Origin of the sequence: Luteibacter sp. 329MFSha (genome assembly GCF_900111665.1) — a bacterium.
GTDB lineage: Bacteria > Pseudomonadota > Gammaproteobacteria > Xanthomonadales > Rhodanobacteraceae > Luteibacter.
In genome coordinates, this window is record NZ_FOJE01000003.1 from 61,147 (window position 1) to 81,682 (window position 20,536).

Here is a 20,536-nt window from a genome sequence, read left to right on the forward strand (position 1 = left end):
TCCCGGATCGCCGATGCGATCGACTCCCACCCTTCGGCAGGCACGTCGCTGCCGAAGGGCGACTCAGCGCACGGCGACCTTCAGGCGCGCCCCTTCCTCGCGGCGCAACGCGTAACGTCGCGCCAGCACCGCGCAGGTCATCAGCTGGATCTGGTGGAACAGCATGATCGGCAGCACGATCAGGCCCAGCGGATGGCCGGCGAAGAGCACCTTCGCCATCGGCACGCCCGAGGCGAGGCTTTTCTTCGAGCCGCAGAAGACGATCGTGATCTCGTCCTCCTTCGAAAAGCCGAGCGCGCGCGAACCGTAGCGGGTGATCAGCAGCGCGCAGGCCAGGAGCACCGCGTTGACCACGATCAGCCCGGCGAGGACGGGCACGGGCAACTGATGCCACAGACCCTGCAGCACCGCCGCGCTGAACGCGGTGTACACCACCAGCAGGATCGAACCGCGATCGACGTACGTGAGCAGCGCGGCATGGCGCGTCACCCAGCCGCCGATCCAGCGCTGCGCCACCTGACCCGCGACGAACGGGACGAACAGCTGGAGCACGATGGCGCCGATCGAATCCCACGAGAGGGCGCCCTGCCCCGACCCGGCGATCAGCACGCCCACCAGAAGCGGCGTGATGAAGATGCCCAGCATGCTCGACGCCGACGCGGACACGATCGCCGCCGGCACGTTGCCACGCGCGATCGACGTGAACGCGATGGACGACTGCACCGTGGACGGCAGCGTGCACAGGAACAGGATGCCGAGGTAGAGATCGGGCGACACGAGCGGCGCCAGCACGGGCTTCAGCACCAAGCCGAGCAACGGGAACAGCACGAACGTGCTGGCGAGCACCGTGAGGTGGAGCCGCCAGTTCGTCATGCCGGCCACCACCGCGGCCCGCGACAGCTTCGCGCCATGCAGGAAGAACAGCAGCGCGATCGCGAGGTCCGTGACGACGCCGAAGACGCCGGCGACCGCGCCCCGGCAGGGGAGAACGCTGGCGAGCAGCACCGTCGCGATCAGCGACAGGGTGAATCCATCGGGCAGGAAGCGGCGCATGGCGGCGTGTCGGTCGGCGCGGGAGTGGAGCCTATTGCAACGCCGGGCGATCCATAAGGCAAATCGTTTTATCTTATTCGGTGATAGATTTACGGCATGAATGTCTCGATGCGCCAGCTTCGCGCCTTCCTCGCCGTGGCGGGCCATCGCCATTTCCGCCGGGCCGCGGACGCCCTGCATCTCACGCAGCCCGCGGTGAGCCGGCTCATCGCCGATCTCGAAGCCGAACTCGACGTGCGGCTGTTCGACCGCAGCACGCGCGAGGTGGTGCCGACGGAAGCGGGCCGCTACCTCGAACGGGCGCTGTCGCGCGTGCTCGACGAGCTGGACGGCGTGCTCGCGCACGCCCGGGCGCAGGCGGATCCGCTCCGGGGCCGGGTGCGCATCGCGGCCGTGCCGACCCTTTCCGCCGCGCTCGTCCCGCTGGGCATCGCGCGCTGCGCGAAGGACCATCCTTCGCTGGAGATCCTGCTGCGCGATCAGGCGCAGGCGCAGGTGCTCGACGCGGTGCGGGGCGGCGAGGTCGATTTCGGCCTCAGCGTCGAACCGGCCACCGCGGAGGAGTTCGATACGGAGACGATCCTTCGCGATCCTTTCCGCCTGGTCTGTCGCCACGACCACCCGCTGGCGTCGAGAAGCGCCGTGGCGTGGAAGGCGCTGGCGCGCGAAGACCTCGTGCTGCTCGACCACGCCTCCGGCAGCCGCCGCCTGATCGACACCGCCTTCGCGTCGCGCGGCATAGCGGCGAACGTGACCCTGGAGGTCGGCCATCCGCACACGGCGTTCCGCATGGTCGAGGCCGGGCTCGGCGTCACGGTCACGCCCGCGCTCTCGCTGGACGCGATGCGGCCGGGGCTGGTCGCGCTGCGCCTCAACCCCGAGGTGCATCGCGAGGTGACGCTCGTTCGCCGGCGGGCGCGTTCGCTGTCGCCACCCGCCCAGACGGCGTGGGACACCTTCCGGGACGCCGCGCTCACGCTGGCTTGAGCGACCGCGCGGCATCGTCCGGTTTTGACCCGACGGAGGATCGCGATGGCGTACCAGCTCTATTACTGGACGGGCCTGCAGGGACGCGGCGAGTTCGTCCGCCTGTGCCTCGAGGACGCCGCGGCGCCCTACGTCGACGTGGCGCGCGAGCAAGGCGACGACGCCATCATGCCGTTCCTCGACGGCGAGCACGCGGGCGCCCTGCCCTTCGCGCCACCGTTCCTCAAGTCCGGCCGGCTGGTGATCGCGCAGGTGGCGAACATCCTGCATTACCTCGGACCCAGGCACGGCCTGGTGCCCGAAGGCGAGGCGGCCGCGCTGTACGCGCACCAGCTGGAACTGACGATCACGGACTTCGTCGCGGAGGTGCACGACTCGCACCATCCCGTATCGTCGTCCGAGTATTACGAGGACCAGCGCGACGAGGCGAAGCGGCGCGCGAAGGATTTCCGCGAGAACCGCGTGCCGAAGTTCCTGGGCTATTTCGAGAAGGCGATCGACCGCGGCGGCGGCCGCTTCCCGCTACGCCAGCATTCCTATGTCGACCTGTCGCTGTTCCAGGTGATGGCCGGCCTCGACTACGCGTTCCCGAAGGCGATGGCCCGGCAGAAGGTGCCGCTGCTGCGCGACCTCGCGAAGCGCGTCGCCGACCGGCCGAACGTCGCCGCCTACCTCGCTTCGGAACGGCGGATCCCGTTCAACACGAACGGGATCTTCCGGCATTACCCGGAGCTCGACGGGTAACGCCACTCAGTTGGAATCGACCGGCTTCGGCGCGTTGCCCCACTCGTACACCTTGTACTCCGTGGGGCGGACGCCGTTCTGCATCGTGCCGCGGAGCGTGCGGTTGCCCGCGTCGTCGACGTCGTAGTACTGCGGGATGCCGTTCTTCGGGACGACGACCACCTGGTAGAGCTTGCCGTTCTGGCGGAACTCCTGAATCTTGTTCTCGCCCTCCTGCTTCTCCACGATCTCCGGCACGCCGTCCGAACCCAGGTCCGGCAGGTTGGCGGCGGAGACCTTCGAGCCCTGCGCGTCGGACGTGGCCGGCGTGGACTTGTACTGGTCGGCGTCCTGCGCCTGGTCGTAGGGCACGGGGCGGGGGACCGGCTTCTGCCCCGAGCGGTCCGGCTCGCCCGGCTGATGGCCCGGATCGTTGAGCGCCGGCGGCGGCAGGGCCTTCAGCTTGGGATCCGTGGCGTTCTGGGCGGCGGCGGGGAGCGCCAGGGCCAGGGCAAGCGCGGCGACGAGAGCGTGCGAGCGGTTCATGGAGGGTCTCCGTACGGGGAGTCGAGGATAGCAATTCCGGCGCCCGCGGCGGCGTGAACGGACGCCCCACGCGGGGCCGTGAGAGAATCCGGGGATGCCTACGCTCACGCTCATCGACGGGTCCTCGTACCTGTACCGCGCGTTCCACGCGCTGCCTCCCCTGACCAACACCTTCGGCGAGCCCACGGGCGCGCTGTTCGGCATCGTCAACATGCTGCGCACGACGATGAAGGCCGGGTCCGACTACGTGGCCTTCGTCTGCGACGCGCCGGGCCGCACGTTCCGCGACGACCTCTACGCCGACTACAAGGCGAACCGGCCGTCCATGCCCGACGACCTGCGCGCGCAGATCGAGCCGATGATGAAGATCGTCGGCGCGCTGGGCTTCCCGATCCTCTGCGTGCCGGGCGTCGAGGCCGACGACGTGATCGGCACGCTGGCCGTGCAGGCCGCGGCGCAGGGCATCGACACGATCATCTCCACCGGCGACAAGGACTTCGCCCAGCTCGTCGGCGCGCACATCGTGCTGATCAACACGATGTCGAACACGACGATGGACATCGACGGCGTGATCGAGAAATTCGGCGTGCGCCCCGAGCAGATCGTCGACTACCTCACGCTGATGGGCGACAGCATCGACAACGTGCCCGGCGTGGAGAAGTGCGGCCCGAAGACCGCGGCCAAGTGGCTCGGCGAGTACGGCACGCTCGATGCCCTGTTCGCGAACGCGGACAAGATCGGCGGCAAGATCGGCGAGAACCTGCGCGCCGCGATGCCGCGCCTGCCCCTGTCCCGCGAACTGGTCACGATCCGTACCGACGTGCCGCTCGAGCAGGGGCCGACCGACCTGGCGATGCGCGAGCGCGACGTCGAGGCGCTGCGCGAGCTCTACGCCCGCTACGACTTCAAGGCGGCGTTGAAGGAACTGGAAGCCGGCGGCGATGCCGCCGCACCGGCTCCCGCCGCGGCAACCCCGGCGTCCCCCGCCCCGGTGGTCGACGCCGCGCTTTCCGTGGACGGGGAGTACGAGCTCGTCGTCACGGAGGCCGCGCTCGCGACGTGGCTCGAGAAGCTCGAGACCGCGCCACTGATCGCCTTCGACACCGAAACGACGAGCATCGACGCGATGCGCGCCGACATCGTGGGTCTTTCGCTCGCGGTGGAGCCGGGCAAGGCGGCGTACGTGCCGCTCACGCACGATTACCCCGGCGCGCCCCAGCAGCTGTCGACGGAGCACGTGCTGGGCGCGCTGAAGCCGATCCTCGAGGACGCCACGCGGCCCAAGGTCGGCCAGCACGGCAAGTACGACATCAACGTGCTGTCGCACTACGGCATCGCGCTGCGCGGCCTGGCGCACGACACGATGCTGGAGTCGTATGTCTACAACGCCACGGCGACGCGCCACGACATGGATTCCCTCGCCTCGCGCTACCTCGGGTACACGACCGTCAAGTACGAGGAAGTGGCCGGCAAGGGGGCGAAGCAGATCCCGTTCTCGCACGTGGACTGCGACATCGCCTGCCGCTACGCCGCCGAGGATGCCGACATCACGCTGCGCCTGCACCAGGCGCTCTGGGCGAAGCTCGAAGCGGAGCCTTCGCTGCGCAGCGTGTACACGGACATCGAGATCCCGCTCGTGCCGGTGCTGGCGAAGATGGAGCGCACGGGCGTCCTGATCGACGCGGACAACCTGCGCATGCAGAGCCAGCAGCTCGGCAAGCGCATGGTCGAACTGCAACAGCAGGCGTACGCGTCCGCAGGCCACGAGTTCAACCTCGACTCGCCGAAGCAGCTGCAGGCCGTGCTGTTCGACGAGCTCGGCCTCGCGGCGAAGATCAAGACGCCCACCGGCCAGCCCTCGACCAACGAGGAAGCGCTGGAGGCGATCGCCGATGCGCACGAACTGCCGCGACTGATCCTCGAATACCGCGGTCTCGCCAAGCTGCGCTCCACGTACACCGACAAGCTCGCGGGCATCGTCAATCCGCGCACGGGCCGCGTGCACACGAGCTATCACCAGGGCGCCGTCGCGACGGGACGCATCAGCTCGTCCGACCCGAACCTGCAGAACATCCCCGTGCGTACCGAGGAAGGCCGGCGCATCCGCCAGGCGTTCGTCGCGCCCGACGGCTGGCGCATCGTCGCCGCCGACTACTCGCAGATCGAGCTGCGGATCATGGCCCACCTCTCGAACGACGAAGGCCTCGTGCGCGCGTTCCGCGAAGGCGGCGACGTGCACCGCGCCACGGCGGCGGAAGTCTTCGGCGTGACGCCCGACGAGGTCACGCCGAACCAGCGCCGCGCGGCGAAGGCGATCAACTTCGGCCTGATGTACGGCATGAGCGCGTTCGGCCTCGCGCGCCAGCTCGGCGTCGACCGCGGCGAGGCGTCCGATTACATGGGCCGCTACTTCTCGCGCTACCCGGGTGTGCGCGCCTTCATGGACGCCACCCGCGAACAGGCCCATCGCGATGGCTACGTCCAGACGCTGTTCGGCCGCCGGCTGTACCTGGAGAACCTCAAGTCGCGCAACCAGGCGCACCGCGCCGGCGCCGAGCGCGCGGCGATCAACGCGCCGATGCAGGGCACGGCGGCGGACATCATCAAGCGCGCGATGATCGCGGTGGCGGCCTGGATCGAGCCGCGCGACGACGTGCGTTTGCTGATGCAGGTGCACGACGAACTCGTCTTCGAGGTGCGCGAGGACGCGGTGGACGAGGTCCGCGCCGGTATCGAGAAACACATGACCGGCGCCGCCAGCCTGAGCGTGCCGCTGCAGGTCGACATCGGCGTGGGAGCCAACTGGGACGAGGCACACTGAGACCTTCCGGCGTTAAATTTCCCTAAGGCCAGGCCATCGTCGGGTCCGCAAGCGTCTGAAAGCATTACCGATGAACGCCAACTGACTTTTTTCGGCCTGGCGTTGCAACTTTCCATGGCTCCGGCCGTCTAAAGCTTCGGACGCACGCAACGGCGTCCCATCGGTGGACTCCGCCTCCCTGGGGTCACCCTGCGGCCGGCACGATCTTCCCCTGGGTCATGTCGGTCACCGGCCCCGAGAGCTCCCCTGGCTCTCGGGGTTTTTTTTGCCCACACGATCCCTCCACATGGGCCCACGCATCCTCGGCGCCACATTCAACGGGAGGAATCCACATGCGTGCAGGTCTCATCGTCGTCGGCGTCATCCTCATCGGCCTCGGTCTCTGGGTGACCCTGGGTAACGGCAGCTACAGCAAGACCGATACGGTGGCGTCCATCGGCCCCGCCAAGATCGAAGCCACCCATGACAAGGCCATTCCGCAGTGGATCGGCATCGCCGGCATCGTGATCGGCGGCATCGTGGCGGTGGCGGGGATCGCGCGGAAGAAATGATCGTCGGGGGGTTGGGGATGGGAGTTGGGGGCGGCGCCTTGGTCGACTGAGGGGGCTGGTGTCGTGACGGCTCTCGACATCGAAGCCAGTCGTCAGTGCGCCCCCATTTCCCACCTCCCATCTCCCAGGCCTGCAGCGCAGGCCTCAGGCGGCCCTCCGCTACAATGTCCCGATGGACGTTTCCCACCTGCTCGACTCCCTGAACGACGCCCAGCGCGAGGCCGTCAGCGCCCCGCCCGGCCACTACCTGATCCTCGCGGGCGCCGGCTCCGGCAAGACCCGCGTCCTCACCCACCGCATCGGCTGGCTGACCCAGGTCGAACGGGTGCCACCGTGGGCGATCCTCGCGGTGACGTTCACCAACAAGGCGGCCGGCGAGATGCGCGCGCGCCTGGACGGACTGATTCCGGGCGGCACGCAGGGGCTGACGGTCGGCACGTTCCACGGCATCGCGCACCGCCTGCTCCGCCGGCACTGGCGCGAGGCGGGTCTCGTCGAGGGCTTCCAGATCCTGGATTCCGACGACCAGCAGCGCCTCATCAAGCGCGTGATCGCGGGCATGGGCCTCGACGAGGCGCGCTTTCCGCCTCGCCAGGCGTCCTGGCAGATCAACAACTGGAAGGACGAGGGCAAGCGCCCCGACGCGATCGAGCACCGTGACCACCCGGTGACGCGCACCTTCGTGGAGATCTACAAGGCGTACGAGCAGCAATGCCAGCGCGCCGGTCTCGTCGATTTCGCCGAGCTGCTGCTGCGCGCGCACGAGCTGTGGCTGAAGGATCCGCAGGTGCTGAAGCACTATCAGGATCGCTGGCGCTACCTGCTGATCGACGAGTTCCAGGACACCAACACGCTGCAGTACGCATGGATCCGCGTGCTCGCGGGCAATACCGGCCAGGCCTTCGTGGTGGGCGACGACGATCAGGCGATCTACGGCTGGCGCGGCGCGAAGGTGGAGAACGTGCAGCAGTTCCTGCGCGACTTCCCCGGCGCGAAGACCATCCGCCTCGAACAGAACTACCGTTCGACCTCGACGATCCTCAACGCCGCCAACGCGGTCATCGCGCGCAACGGCGGCCGTCTTGGCAAGCAGCTGTGGACGGACGGCGGCGAAGGCGAGCGCATCGCGCTGTATGCGGCCTACAACGAGCAGGACGAAGCACGCTTCGTCATCGAGCGCATCCGCGAATACATCGCCGAGCACGGCAACGCGCGCGACTGCGCCATCCTGTACCGCTCCAACGCGCAGTCCCGCAACTTCGAAGAACAACTGATCCAGCGCGACCTGCCCTACCGCGTGTATGGCGGACTGCGCTTCTTCGATCGCGCGGAGATCAAGGACGCGCTCGCGTACCTGCGCCTCGCGTCCAATCGCCACGACGACGCCGCGTTCGAGCGCGCCGTGAACACGCCGCCGCGCGGCATCGGCGATCGAACGCTCGACGAGCTGCGCCGCCGTGCGCGCGCCGACGGCAGTTCGATGTGGGAGGCCTCGCTGACCGAGGCCTCGATCGGTTCGCTGGCCGGGCGCGCGAAGAACGCCATCAAGGCCTTCATCGGTCTGATCGACAACCTGGCGCGCACGTTCGCCGGTCGCGGCGATGCCGAGGCCGACGAGGAACCGACCGCGCTGGACCTGGCCGAGCAGATCGAACACGCGATCGTCCACACCGGCCTGCGCGACTTCTACGAGAACGACAAGCGCGGCAACGGCGAGGCGCGCGTCGAGAACCTGGACGAGCTGGTCAACGTCGCCAGCCGTTTCGAGATGACGCCGGAAGATGTCGACGCCGGCCTCAACGAGCTCTCCGCCTTCCTGTCGCATGCCGCGCTCGAAGCCGGCGAAGGCCAGGGCGAGGCGTGGGACGACTGCGTGCAGCTCATGACGCTGCATTCCGCGAAGGGGCTCGAATTCCCCGTCGTGTTCCTCGTGGGCATGGAGGAAGGCCTGTTCCCCAGCCAGCGCTCCACCGAGGAGGAAAACCGGCTGGAGGAAGAACGCCGCCTGGCCTATGTCGGCATCACGCGTGCCCGCGAGCGCCTCTACGTGTCGCACGCCGAGTCGCGCCGCATGCACGGCACCGAGATGCTCGCCCGGCCGTCGCGCTTCCTGGGCGAGATCCCGCCGGAACTCATCGACGAACTGCGTCCGCGCGTGCACGTGTCGCGTCCGGCCTATGCCGACCGCTTCGCCGCGTCGTCGCTGGAGGAGCCCTCGCCCGTTCGTCTGGGCCAGCGCGTCAGGCACCCGACGTTCGGCGAGGGCACGATCGTCAGCGCGGAAGGCGCCGGCGCGCACATGCGCGTGCAGGTCAACTTCGAGGATGCCGGCAGCAAGTGGTTGGTTTACGCTTACGCGAACCTCACCGCGCTCTGACGGGCGTCGCGCGGAACGGAAGCTCGCCGCGTCGCCACGATGGCGACGGCGCGTCCGGAGGATGCGGACGCAGAGGGGAAGGATCGCGTGATCGTCGGTATCGACCTGGGTAGCTCCCACAGCCTCGTCTGCGCATGGATCGACGGCGCGCCGCGCCTGATTCCGAACGGCGCGGGCGAGGTGCTCACGCCTTCGTGCGTGGGCGTCGGAGACGACGGCCGCATCCTCGTGGGCAAGGCCGCGCTCGCGCGTCGTGCAACGCATCCCTGGGATACGGCGACACGCTTCCGGCGACACCTCGGGCACCCGCACGCGGTGCGCCTCGGCACGCGCGATTACCGGCCCGAGGAGCTCGTGGCGCTGGTGCTGCGCACGCTGGTGCGGGACGCGGAGGCGTTTCTCGGAGCACCGGTCACCGAGGCCGTCGTCACCGTGCCGGCGTGCTTCTCCGGCGAACAGCGCGAGGCGACGCGTGCCGCCTGCGAACTGGCGGGCATCAAGGTCGAGCGGCTGCTCAGCGAGGCGACCGCCGCCGCGCTGGCGCACGCCGTGGACCTGGTCACCGACGAGGCGCGGTTCCTCGTGTTCCGCCTGGGCGCGGCGACCTTCGACGTGGCGGTGGCCCAGCTCACCGACGGCATGATCGGCGTGCGCGCCAGCGCGGGCGACGATTCGCTCGGCGGCGACGACTTCACCGCGCTGATCGCGACGCAGGCGTTCGCCAATGGCCTGCCCGACACGGCCGGCGAGAGCGTGGCGTTCATGCGCGAACTGCTCGCCCTCGCCGAAACGGCGAAGTGCGAACTGACCCGTCGCGGCACGGCGCATCTCGAGGCGGCCTATGGCGAGACGAGCGTCGGCGTCGCGCTGGATGGCGACACGTTCGCCACGCTGACGCAGCCCTTGCTCAATCGTCTGTGGTATCCGATCGAACGCGCCATGCGCCTTGCGCGTATCCGCGCGGCGGACCTCGACCACGTGATCCTCGCCGGTGGTGCGACGCGGATGCCGGTCATCCGTGCGCTCGCGACGCAGATGTTCGCGCGGGAGCCGACGACGACGATCGATCCCATGCACATCGCCGCCATCGGCGCCGCGGTGCAGGCGGGGATCGCGATGGGAGATCGCGCGCTACGCGGACTCGACGTCCTGGAGGCCGGCAGCCGTGCCTCGCCGACGGTCGCTTCGTCGTCCACGGCAACCTCGGTAACCTCGTCTTCCGACCCGACACTGGACCTGGCGCTAGGCTTCGCCGCCGACGTCGGCAAGCAACCTGTCACCGCCGTGCAGGGACTGCTGGCGAACGCGCTCGCCGAGCTGCGCAAGCGCTACATCGATGCGCCCGGTCAGTTCGAGGAGCACCTGATCGATCTGCTCGTCACCCAGCGCATCGGGCAACGCGTGGCGGTGTTCGAAGCGGCGGCCGACGCGTTCCACTGGCGGCTCGCGGATCACCTCGACGCACTTGGCTCACGAGGCGACTGGATTCGCCGCGTGCTCGCCGAAGGCGACGACTGGCTCGCCCTCGACGAAAGGCGCCGGTTCGAATGGCTCGATCTCGCCGCGCTCGGGGAGGCGGGGCTCGATGCGCCGCTCGTGCCGCGCTGGCCCGAGATGCGCATCATGCGCGAGCGGTTTCCGACCTTGATCGGGCTCTTCGTGTCGACGGGCACGCTGGCGAACTGGGAGGCGGCGTTCGATGCGTTGCCGGCGTCGTCGCGTGATCGCCCGAAGCGGGTCGCGCCCGGTGCGGAGTCACGCCTGTCGACCGCGGCCGTACCTGCGGATCGCGATCGTCGACGCAAGGCATGGCTTGCCGTCGCGCTGATCGTCGTCGCGCTGGCGCTGTGCGCGTTCGCGCTCTGGCACGGAACGCTTCGTCGGTGACGCTCGTTCGCGCGTGAACGCGCTCCCACCCGAAGGGTCGCACGTTCCGGTGACCGGGCGCGCTTCCCTCAGGTGTCAGGGAGACAGCCGCGGCACGCCGTGCTGGTCGCGCTCTTCCACCGCAGTGACGCGCGTGTCGATGCGGCGGGCGCGAAGTTCCTCCGGCAGCGCTTCCGGGGCGTCGCCGCGGGCGAGCGCGAGGGCATTGCGGTAGCAACGCTGCGCCAGTTCCGGATGGTTCTCGCCGACGTAGACGTCACCGAGCGCTTCCCAGGCGTCGGCGCTCGGCTCGATGGCCAGCGCGCGTTCGAGGTATGGCTTCGCCTTGCCCCACAGGCGCACCCGGGCGCACATGCGGCCGACGGCGGTCAGCAGCACGGCGTCGTTGGGATGGGTGTCGATCCAGCCTTCCGCGCGGCGCAGGCGCTGTTCGATGTCTTCGGCGCCCATGCCGCCGTACGTGGCGACCAGCGCGGGCGACCAGTCGCGACGTAGCGCGGTCTCGATCTCGTCCATCGCGGCCATCGTCTGGCCGAAACGCGTGGCCTGCCGCGCGTAGGCGTCGATCGCGGCGGGAAGGCGACGCTGTCCCTTCGGGAGCTGCGACCACAGCGTCGCCAGCGACGCGCCATCCGAGGCACTGCCAACGTAAGCCGCGATCACACGCGCTTCGAACGCGGCATACGCGCGAGCGCCGAGCTCGCCGCTCTTCTGCAACGGCTCCAGCGCCCGCATCGCGCTGCGCGCGTCGTGCGTGTCGAGCGACGCCTCGGCGTATTCGACCCAGCCCGCGGGTGTGAGACCGCCGCCGGCGGCCTCCGGCGCGAGCAAGGCGACGGCCTCGGACGCGCGGCCCGAGCGACGCAGTAGACGTGCGCGAAGGATGCGCGCGGCGCGCGGCGTTTCCTGCGCGGCCTCGTCCAGCGTCTCCAGCGCACGCGTGGTGTCGCCGTGCCGCTCCGCGGCTTCCGCGGCGGCGAGCAACGCCGGACCACGCAAGGAGGGATACCGCGCGGCGTGATGGAGGTCGCGTTCCGCCTCGCCGTGACGGCCTTCGATCAGCGACACGAGACCATCGGCGAGACGACGGCGGCTCACCCGGCGATGGCGGCGCGTCATCGCGCCGAACGGCCAGCGGATGAGCGCCACGAGCGCGGTGATCACGGCCCAGGCGAGCAGGAGCAGCACCACGGCGGTCACGACGGTCGTCTGGACGTTGGTGCCGCGCAGGTGCACGAGCACGTAGCCCGGATCCTCCGCGACCCAGTGCCAGGCGAACGCCGCGACGACCGCGACGAGAATCAGTCCGACGACCCAGCGCCACGGCTTCATGGCGTGGCCTCGTGCGGCGCGTCGGTGCTGGCGGCCGGCGCGGGCGCCGGGGCGGACGATGCCTTCGCCGGCCCGGAGGTCGGCGCGCCACCCTGGAGCGCGTGCACCGAGCGCAGGTTGCGCAGTTCGGCGAGCGCGGCGCCGAGCTTCGGTTCGGCACCCTTCGCCTGGCTGGCGAGCAGCGCGGCGATGCGGGCGCGCGCCGCCTGCACGGACGGAGCGGCGGTGTCGAAGCGTGCGGCGAGCACGGCGTCGACGCGCTTGAGCGCCGCCTGGCGGCCGACGTCGTCGTAGGCAAGCACGGCCGCTTCGGCGTGCGCCACGTCGAGCGCCGCGAGTTCGCGCGCGATGCGGTCGTCCGCGAGACCGATCGGCGTGCCGTCGTCGTGGCTCACGCGCACGATGCTGCCCAGTGCCGAACCCGCGCGCTGCCAGAAGCCCTGCTCCGCGCCTTCGGCGGTCTTCGTGTCGTCGCTCTTCAACGGCAGCGTCGTCAGCTCGCCACGCAGGGCCGCGAGCGTCGCGAGGTCGTTCGCGCGGGCGCGCGGCGCGATGGCGGAAAGCGCCTCGCGCTCCGCGGTGACGTTCTGGCGGACCGCCGCGAACGCCGCGTCGTTGACGGCGGCGAGCGTCTTGTCGGCGAGATCGTAGGCGGACAGCGCGCCGCTGGCGTCGCCGAACAGCGCGAAGCGCTCCTTCGCCATGCGCAGCAGCGATTCCGCTTCGTCGAGCAACATGGCGTCGTGGCCGCTGAGGCTGCGCTCGGACAGGTTCGCCACCGCGTCCTCGAGATTGCGCGTGCGCTCGGACATGCCGAGCATCTCTTCACGGGCCGAGCGGCTCACGGCATCGGCGTCGCCGAGACGGCGGCGCAGGTTCGCGTTCTCCTCGCGCGTGGCGTCGACCGCGGCCTGCAAGGTATCGACCTGCCCGCGCAGGCCGTTGGCCGCGCCGAGGTCCTGGCGCATCTGCCAGGCGGTCCAGGCGGTGTAGCCCGCGGCGCCGAGGGCGGCAAGCGAAAGCAGGATGGCGATCGCCAGCGCGCCACCGCCGCGCCGAGGCGCCGGATCGACGCGCCGTGGCGGCACGGTGGTACGGGCGGCGGCGGCCGGGGCCGGCGTCGCCGGAGCGGTATCGGTCGGGGGGGTCTCGGTCGTCATGGCGGGCATGCTAGCAGGCCATACGCCAACGCACGGAACACATCCCTCAACGGCGGGTGAACGAGACCCCTGCGGCGGCGGCGAGGAGGTCGGTGGGCAGCGCGGACCGGGCGACCGCGACGCGCTCGAACCCGGCCTCCAGCGCGATGCCACGCAGACGTTCGCTGCTCACGACGGCCACGGCCTGGACCAGTCGTCGCCAGGCCGGCGCCACCAGCGCGCGATGCAGGTGATCGAGCGCCTCGGCGCTGGAAAGCAGCACCGCCGAACGGCGGCCGAGCTTCAGGAGCGGATCGATGTGGCGACGGTCGATCCGTGGCGCGACGCGGTGATAGACGTGGATCTCCTCCAGGTCCGCGCCGCGCGCGGCCAGCCGCTCGCGAAGCAGGCCCCGCCCGCCGGGGGCGCCGATCAGCGACACGCGGCGTCCGGCGACCTGCGCCAGCTCCGGCAAGGCCAGGACGCCCTCGCTGTCCTGAGACGTTTCGGGGAATCGCACGTCGACCACGTCGGCCGTTTTCAGAGCGCGGGCCGTGCCGCGGCCGACCGCCACCACCGTGGCGCGCGTGGCCAGCGGCAGGACGTCGGCGGCGAAGCGCACGGCGGCGGGGCTCGTGAAGATCAGCATGTCGCCCTCCAGCGCCTTGCGCAGCGCGGCGTCCACCGCCGAGGCATCCTCCGTCGCCCGCAGGGACAGGCCCGGCACGCTGACGGGAATGCCGCCAAGCTTGCGCACCCGCCGCGCCAGCGGGCCGGCGGTGCCCGCGGGGCGGGTAATGACCACGGTGACGTTGCGTAACGGTAGGGTCCGGCTCACGTAATGCATCCTGCGATCGACGGCTCAGCATAGGAACGTGGGGACACCGTCACCAATGCCGAAGGTTGGGTCGCCCATACGGATGCGAACGGGCCGCGCACGAACGTAGACTTGCCGGCTTATGACCACGATCCAGACCCCTCTCGCCGACCTCGGACGGTTCATCCGCGACAGCATTCCGCTGGCCCGCGCGATGGACGTCGCGATCGAGGCCTTCGACGGCGAGCGGCTGACCATGACGGCGCCGCTCCAGCCGAACATCAACGACAAGGGCTGCGCCTTCGGCGGCAGCCTCGTCACGCTGATGACCCTCGCCTGCTGGGCGCTGGTGGAAGCCCGTCTGCGCGAGCGCGGCGCCGACTGCGACGTCTTCGTGGCCGACTCCACCGTCCGCTACCTCGACCCCGTGTGGGACGACCTGCGCGCCGAGGCCACGCTGGCGCCGGACGCCGACTGGGCCACGTTCTTCGCCACGCTCGACGCGCGCGGCCGTGCCCGGGCCGACTTCACCTGCGTGGTGCCGGGGGAGAACGGCAAGGCGCTGGCGAGCCTGGATGCGCGTTTCGTGGCCAAACGCCGGGCATAATGCCGCCCGACGCCCCGATGGAATCCGCCATGCGCCCGTACGCCCTGCCCGCTGTCGCCCTTGCCTTCCTCGCCCTCGCCGGCTGTGCCACGGACAAGCGCAACCAGGCGCTGAACAAGACGCTGATGAGCTACGCCTCGGCGATCCGCTGGGGCGACTTCACCAGCGCGCAGGCGTTCATCGACAAGGACTACCTGCAGGAACACCCGATCAGCTCGATCGAGCAGGGCCGCCTCCAGCAGCTGCGTGTCACGGGCTACGACGAAGGCGCGGGTCCCAAGCCCGACGGCGACGACGACGTGATCCAGGTCGTCCAGGTCAACGTGGTCAACATCAACACGCAGGCCGAGCGCAGCGTGATCGACCGCCAGCGCTGGCATTACGACCGCGAAAAGAACAAATGGACCCTGATGACCGGCCTGCCGGACTTCACGCCCCGCTAAAGCCGATATAATCGGCCGTTTATCCCCTCCTGGGACGCGGAAAGACACGATGAACGACGTTTTGCAGAAGCTGCCCGCTTTCGTGAGCAACCACACCGCGCTGGTCGCCCTGTTCGTGGTGATCCTGGTCGCGCTCGTCGCCACCGAAGTCGGCCGTCTGTTCCGCAAGTGGAAGACCCTGACGCCGGCCGGCCTGACGCAGCTGATCAATCGCGACACGCCGCTGATCGTCGACCTCTCGGCCAGCGCCGACTTCGAGAAGGCCCACATTCCGGGCGCGAAGAACGTCGCCATGAGCCAGTTCGATCCGGAAACGCAGAAGGACTTGTCGAAGGCGAAGGAACTGCCAGTCGTGCTCGTCGACAAGGACGGTCGCGGCGTCGGCAAGGCGGCCAATCGCCTGATCAAGGCCGGTTTCCCGAAGGTCTTCGTGCTCGAAGGCGGCACCTACGCCTGGCAGACCGCGCAGCTGCCGGTGGTCAAGGGCAAGAAATAAGGCCGCCACGCACGCGGCCGGGAGACGGGTCGCGACAGACCCGCAAGCCTTTCGTGGTGCTCTCGCGGGATCCGTCGCGGACGGAGCCGCTCCTACGGCTATAGCGGGCGACGACGGTGGGATTCGACGAATCCTGCGGACATCCACGGCGCCCCGCTCGACCTAGCCTGATCGCTCCCCCGAACTCGGAGCGACCATGCAACCCACCTTGTTCCCGGGCGCCATCGCCGTGGCGCTCTTCCCGCTGCTGGCGAATGCGCAGTCGACCGCTCCGCCCGTCGACGGGTGCGCACCCATGGACATCGGTCCGGCCTACGACGCCTCCCTGTCCACCGGCGCTACCCTCGGCTGCTTCCAGTTCGTGACACCGGCCACGCCGGCGGCGTCCAAGGTCGACGTCAACCTCGCCGGTTTCCGGGCGGGAGAACTGCACGATGTCAGCCTCGTGCGCGTCGATAGCGACGGCAGCACCCGCGCCGCGGCGACCGACGCGTCGATGGACGCCTACCGCATCCTGCAGGCGATCAGCGACGCCTCCACGCGTTGGCTGCTTCTCGTCGGCCGACCCAAAGGCGGCGAGGCCTCTCCATTCCAGATGCAGGTGACCCTCGCCACAGGCGCCGATCGCCACGAGCCGAACGATGCCTTCACGACGATGACGAAGCTGGAGGGCAACCAGCGCATCGAAGGCAACCTCGACAACGCTGGCGACGTCGACAACTTCCTCATTACGTTCCGCCCCGACCAGAACACGGCGAACCTCGAACTCGAAGCTCCCCCGGGCGTCGTCGGCATCGTCGTCGACGGGGCGAAGAAGACCGGCGAGCTTCGTGGTGGATCGGCCTTTCGGGTGGATTCGTCCAGACCCGTCTTCGTGCAGATCAAAGGCGACGCAAGCACCGTCGGTGCGCGGTACACGATCGCGCTGCGCGATCCCGGCGCGACAGCGGTCGTCACGATGGTGCGGAGCAAGGAGAACATCAGCCATCTCGCACCCGGCCTTGGCTCCACGGTACCTGGCGGAGCCAACGTCGCGCGCGTGGCCGATGTCGAAGCACAGGTTTTCGAAGGCGACCGGGCAACGCCCGTCGGTGCGGGCTATGTCGTCAAATTCGAAGGTTATGACGTCGGCACGAACGGTCATTGGCTTCTGACGGAACTGACGGCTGTTACCGACGAACGCGGTATAGCGCGCACCACGCTCAACGTTGGTCCGTGCAAGGGCGGAGCCATCGGGCCGATCACGGTGCCTACGCGTGGAAACCCACCCGATTTCTGGGACATCGAATACAACCCGTCGGCCGCTGTGATCGCGTGGGTCGACGCTAGCGATATCTCCGATGCGACAAGACCTCTCAGGTTCGAACACATCTGCAAAGAGACCTTCAGGATGCATCGCCCATGGAAACCCTGACCATTCGTAGCTCGAGCGATTCCCGGGCGTCGCACGCAAGCACTGCCATTAGCGACGCGAAACCAGCCGTTACCGATGATCAGCGCCTGCGTCCACCACCGGAAGGGCCCTCCAGTCACGAGCTGTCGGAGCGCCTGCTGGCCTCCATCTCCCATTCTTTGGCCGAGCAGAAAGATCTCGGAAGACGCCTGGCGTCATTTACGGACGCGCTCGTCCCTTTCCTCGCATCGCTGACGCTGGAGCGACCGGGCGTGGTGGCCATGGATTTCGACCTACATCTCGACAAGGGCCGTCTGAAAGCAACGGGTAAGGACGTGCATCCCGACGATCTTGCGTGGCTTGAATCCCGCATCGCTCAGGTCCCACGTCTGGCGAAACTTGCCGGCGAATTCAATCAGGCGGTCAGCCGGACATTCGGCGATGCGGAAAAAGACAAGTACTGGCGTCTGGAACCACCTCGCGGTTGGCAGGATTACCCCGCGGTTCCGGATCTGGACAAGACGGTGGACAGAGATGTCGGCTTCATGTCCTTGCTGCGCCAGGTTCGCGACGACGGAATGCCGCAGACTTTCGACGGAATGCCGCCTCCGGAACGATTCGATGCCACATCGTCGAGGGTCCTCGCCATGATCATCACGCCGGAGACGTATAAGGTGACCCCGGGCGGATTCATATCGTTGAATCATCTGAAACCGCTTTCGAAGGGAAGCTGGGTCGCATAGTCGCTACGCTTCCGCGAGCGCCATCGCGTCCAGGGCCGCTCCTGCAGGCGGAGCATGGCTGACAATCAAAGCCCGTGGATGCCCGCGCGACCGCGGAGGATGGCATCCAGCACGTCGGGTGCGACGTCGAATGAGTCGAAGTACAGCCGGTCTTCCGGCAGGTTCGCGTCGATGAAGAGCTCGCGACCCGCCGCGATCATGGCCGGCGGGCCGCTCATGTACAGGTCGAACGCCGAGAGGTCCGGATGGTCCTCCAGCACGGCTTCGTGGACCAGGCCCTCGCGCAGGCCGCTGGCCTGCGCTTCCTCCGGATCGGAAAGCACGGGAATGAAGCGGATCGTGGGCACGGCGCGCGTCCAGCCGGCGGCGAGGTCGGCGAGGTAGAGGTCGGCGACGCTGCGCGCGCCCCAGTAGACGTGCATCGGCCGGCGCGTGCCCAGCGCGATGAAGTGCTCGACGATGGCCTTCACGGGCGCGAAGCCGGTGCCGCCCGCCACGAACAGCATCGGGCGCTCGGAATCCTCGCGCGGGACGAACGTGCCGAGGGGCGCCTCGATCGTCAGGCGATCGCCGACCTGCAGCGACTCGTACACCCAGGACGTGAAGCCGCCGCCCGGTACGTGGCGGACGTGCAGTTCGATGCGTCCGTCCGGACGCGGACCGCTGGCGATGGAGAACGGGCGGTGACGGCCGTCCTCGAGGATCACGTCGAGGTACTGGCCGGGCAGCCAGTTCAGGCGGTCGCCGTCCAGCGGCTGCAACCAGACGCCGACGACGTCCGGCGCCAGCGCGGCGCGCTCGACCACCTCCACCTCCAGACGGCGATGCGGTATGTCCTCCACCGAGGCGATCTCGCGCGCCTGGATGGCGATGTCGCCCTCCGGCACGGCCTGGCAGAGCAGGATCGCGTGATGCAGGCGCGCCGTCGCCGAGAGCGCGACGGGCGGATTCCGCGGGTAGCTGCACGCGCCCTCGACGAGGGTGGCCTTGCAGCTTCCGCACACGCCGCCCCGGCACGAATACGGGAGGGCGATTCCCGCGCGCTGGGCGGCTTCGAGCACGGTTTCGCCGTCGGCGGCGTCGAATCGCTTGCCGGACGATGTCAGGGTTACGGTGGGCACCCGCCCATTGTAGGACAATGACGGCTTGCCCCACAGGATCGCACCCCTCATGACCTCCATCTGGAAACAACCCCTCGACCTCGCCCGCATCAACGCGTGGAGCCGCGGCACGATGATGGAGACGCTGGACATCCGGTTCACCGCGTTCGGCGACGACTGGCTGCGCGGCACGATGCCCGTCGACCACCGTACCCAGCAGCCCTTCGGCCTGCTCCACGGCGGCGCGTCCGTCGTGCTGGCCGAGACGCTCGGCAGCTCGGCGGCCCTGCTCACCCTCGACGTGGAAAAGGAGGTCGCCGTGGGCCTCGACATCAACGCCAACCACATCCGTGGCGTGCGCGGGGGCCTCGTCACCGGCACCGCGAAGGCGGTGCACCTCGGCCGGACGACGCAGGTCTGGGAGATCCGCATCGAGGAAGAACAGGGCAAGCTGGTGTGCCTGTCGCGCCTGACCATGGCGGTGATCCCGTCACCGGGCGGCGCGCCCGGGAACCTGCGCGCGTGAGCGAGGCGGCGCCCTACGAGGGCCTGTCCCCGGACGTGGTCCTGGCGGCGGTGGATGCCGGCGGTGCCTGGAGCGATGGCCGTCTGCTCGAGCTGAACAGTTACGAGAACCGCGTCTTCCAGGTCGGCCTGGAAGACGGCGGCTTCGTCGTGGCGAAGTTCTACCGGCCCGGCCGCTGGACCGATGCCGCGATCGAGGAGGAGCACGCGTTCGCGCGCGAGCTCGCGGAAGCCGAGCTGCCGATGGTGGCGCCGCTCGTGGTCGAGGGCCGTACGTTGCTGCGCGAGGCCGGCTATCGCTACGCGCTGTATCCGCGGCGCGGCGGCCGCGCCCCCTCCCTCGAGTCCACCGACCAGCTGGAATGGCTGGGGCGCCTGCTCGGCCGCATGCACGCGATTGGCGCGCGCGAACGCTTCACGGCGCGCACCACGCTGGACCGTGCCACGATGATCGAGGGCCCGGTGCGGGCGGCGCTGGGCTCGGACCTGCTGCCCGCGCACCTGTTCGACGCGTATCGCGACGCGGCACGCCGCGTGGACGACGCCGTGGCGGCCTGCTTCGATGCCGTCGGCCCCGTGCGCCGCATCCGCCTGCATGGCGACTGCCATCCCGGCAACGTGTTGTGGACCGACGCGGGCCCGCATTTCGTCGATCTGGACGACGCGCGCATGGGCCCCGCGGTGCAGGACCTGTGGATGCTCGCGTCCGACGACACGATGCTGGACGCGCTGCTCGAAGGCTACGGGCAGTTCCGCGAACTCGACCCCGGCGAACTCGCGCTGATCCCCGCGCTTCGCGCGATGCGCCAGGTGCATTACGCGGGATGGATCGCCGAGCGCTGGCACGATCCCGCGTTTCCGGCCGCGTTCCCCTTCGCGGCCGAGGCGCGCTGGTGGGAGCAGCACATCGCCGATCTGCACGAGCTGGCCGACGGTCTGTGAACCGGAACCGGCTCGTCCACGCGCCGGCGGCCTTCCCACCGACGCGACACGCCA

The 20,536-nt window shown here is 69.3% G+C and carries 19 protein-coding genes; 13 read left to right on the top strand and 6 right to left on the bottom strand.

Translation table 11 applies throughout. The features are described from left to right. Window positions 1-63 precede the first annotated feature (63 nt). Window positions 64-1,053: a bile acid:sodium symporter family protein gene (locus BMW54_RS14300; protein ID WP_090057250.1), complete on the bottom strand. Its 990-nt coding sequence runs from the start codon at window positions 1,051-1,053 to the stop codon at window positions 64-66. Window positions 1,054-1,161: 108 nt separating this feature from the next. Here BMW54_RS14300 and BMW54_RS14305 point away from each other — a divergent pair, with 108 nt between their 5' ends. Together BMW54_RS14305 and BMW54_RS14310 are read left to right on the top strand one after the other, a co-directional pair. Continuing rightward, window positions 1,162-2,040 (top strand): LysR family transcriptional regulator, encoded by an 879-nt coding sequence (locus tag BMW54_RS14305; RefSeq protein WP_254779378.1) that lies wholly within the window; start codon window positions 1,162-1,164, stop codon window positions 2,038-2,040. A 45-nt stretch (window positions 2,041-2,085) separates the two neighbouring features. Next, a complete protein-coding gene (locus BMW54_RS14310) occupies window positions 2,086-2,784 on the top strand; it encodes a glutathione S-transferase (RefSeq protein ID WP_090057254.1) in 699 nt (232 codons plus the stop codon). A gap of 6 nt (window positions 2,785-2,790) precedes the next feature. Here BMW54_RS14310 and BMW54_RS14315 read toward each other — a convergent pair whose 3' ends face one another. After that, window positions 2,791-3,309 (bottom strand): DUF2782 domain-containing protein, encoded by a 519-nt coding sequence (locus BMW54_RS14315; RefSeq protein WP_175472877.1) that lies wholly within the window; start codon window positions 3,307-3,309, stop codon window positions 2,791-2,793. A gap of 94 nt (window positions 3,310-3,403) precedes the next feature. Between BMW54_RS14315 and polA the strand changes: the two genes are divergently transcribed. The 4 genes from polA to BMW54_RS14335 all read left to right on the top strand — a co-directional run bounded on the left by polA (window position 3,404) and on the right by BMW54_RS14335 (window position 10,945). Next, window positions 3,404-6,130 carry a DNA polymerase I gene (gene polA, locus BMW54_RS14320; protein ID WP_090057255.1) on the top strand — a complete coding sequence of 909 codons (2,727 nt, stop codon included), beginning with the start codon at window positions 3,404-3,406 and terminating at the stop codon, window positions 6,128-6,130. Window positions 6,131-6,462: 332 nt separating this feature from the next. Next, window positions 6,463-6,681, top strand: a complete 219-nt coding sequence (locus tag BMW54_RS14325) for a hypothetical protein (protein ID WP_090057258.1) — start codon at window positions 6,463-6,465, stop codon at window positions 6,679-6,681. 172 nt (window positions 6,682-6,853) lie between these two features. Further along, window positions 6,854-9,058 carry a DNA helicase II gene (gene uvrD, locus BMW54_RS14330; protein ID WP_090057259.1) on the top strand — a complete coding sequence of 735 codons (2,205 nt, stop codon included), beginning with the start codon at window positions 6,854-6,856 and terminating at the stop codon, window positions 9,056-9,058. 87 nt (window positions 9,059-9,145) lie between these two features. Next, entirely contained in the window at window positions 9,146-10,945 is a 1,800-nt protein-coding gene (locus BMW54_RS14335; RefSeq protein ID WP_175472878.1) for an Hsp70 family protein, read from the top strand. Between the two features lie 75 nt (window positions 10,946-11,020). Here the strand turns inward: BMW54_RS14335 and BMW54_RS14340 are convergent, their stop codons facing one another. From BMW54_RS14340 to BMW54_RS14350, 3 genes are read right to left on the bottom strand one after another with little or no spacing between them, the layout of a single operon-like run. Continuing rightward, complete coding sequence (locus BMW54_RS14340) at window positions 11,021-12,277, bottom strand: heme biosynthesis protein HemY (protein WP_090057265.1); 1,257 nt, start codon at window positions 12,275-12,277, stop codon at window positions 11,021-11,023. Further along, entirely contained in the window at window positions 12,274-13,437 is a 1,164-nt protein-coding gene (locus BMW54_RS14345; protein ID WP_175472879.1) for a uroporphyrinogen-III C-methyltransferase, read from the bottom strand. The genes BMW54_RS14340 and BMW54_RS14345 overlap by 4 nt, the downstream gene beginning before the upstream one ends. Window positions 13,438-13,483: 46 nt before the next feature. Next, window positions 13,484-14,254, bottom strand: coding sequence for a uroporphyrinogen-III synthase (locus tag BMW54_RS14350; protein WP_254779380.1), 771 nt, complete (start codon window positions 14,252-14,254; stop codon window positions 13,484-13,486). Window positions 14,255-14,375: 121 nt separating this feature from the next. Between BMW54_RS14350 and BMW54_RS14355 the strand changes: the two genes are divergently transcribed. The 5 genes from BMW54_RS14355 (at window position 14,376) to BMW54_RS18560 (ending at window position 17,915) form a co-directional block, all read left to right on the top strand. After that, complete coding sequence (locus BMW54_RS14355; RefSeq protein WP_090057270.1) at window positions 14,376-14,840, top strand: YiiD C-terminal domain-containing protein; 465 nt, start codon at window positions 14,376-14,378, stop codon at window positions 14,838-14,840. Between the two features lie 29 nt (window positions 14,841-14,869). Continuing rightward, a complete protein-coding gene (locus BMW54_RS14360) occupies window positions 14,870-15,283 on the top strand; it encodes a hypothetical protein (RefSeq protein ID WP_090057833.1) in 414 nt (137 codons plus the stop codon). 49 nt (window positions 15,284-15,332) lie between these two features. Continuing rightward, window positions 15,333-15,779, top strand: a complete 447-nt coding sequence (locus tag BMW54_RS14365; RefSeq protein WP_090057272.1) for a rhodanese-like domain-containing protein — start codon at window positions 15,333-15,335, stop codon at window positions 15,777-15,779. Between the two features lie 196 nt (window positions 15,780-15,975). Continuing rightward, on the top strand, window positions 15,976-17,193 hold the full coding sequence (locus BMW54_RS14370; protein ID WP_090057274.1) for a hypothetical protein: 1,218 nt from the start codon (window positions 15,976-15,978) through the stop codon (window positions 17,191-17,193). Next, the gene (locus BMW54_RS18560; RefSeq protein ID WP_139206113.1) at window positions 17,181-17,915 is read left to right on the top strand and encodes a hypothetical protein; all 735 of its coding nucleotides are present in this window, start codon (window positions 17,181-17,183) and stop codon (window positions 17,913-17,915) included. Before BMW54_RS14370 ends, BMW54_RS18560 begins: the two co-directional genes overlap by 13 nt. A 65-nt stretch (window positions 17,916-17,980) precedes the next feature. Here the strand turns inward: BMW54_RS18560 and BMW54_RS14380 are convergent, their stop codons facing one another. After that, window positions 17,981-19,036, bottom strand: a complete 1,056-nt coding sequence (locus tag BMW54_RS14380) for a 2Fe-2S iron-sulfur cluster-binding protein (protein ID WP_254779381.1) — start codon at window positions 19,034-19,036, stop codon at window positions 17,981-17,983. 49 nt (window positions 19,037-19,085) lie between these two features. Here BMW54_RS14380 and BMW54_RS14385 point away from each other — a divergent pair, with 49 nt between their 5' ends. Both BMW54_RS14385 and BMW54_RS14390 read left to right on the top strand, forming a co-directional pair. Then, on the top strand, window positions 19,086-19,541 hold the full coding sequence (locus BMW54_RS14385) for a hotdog fold thioesterase (protein WP_090057281.1): 456 nt from the start codon (window positions 19,086-19,088) through the stop codon (window positions 19,539-19,541). Further along, a complete protein-coding gene (locus BMW54_RS14390) occupies window positions 19,538-20,482 on the top strand; it encodes a serine/threonine protein kinase (protein ID WP_090057284.1) in 945 nt (314 codons plus the stop codon). Before BMW54_RS14385 ends, BMW54_RS14390 begins: the two co-directional genes overlap by 4 nt. Window positions 20,483-20,536 lie beyond the last annotated feature (54 nt).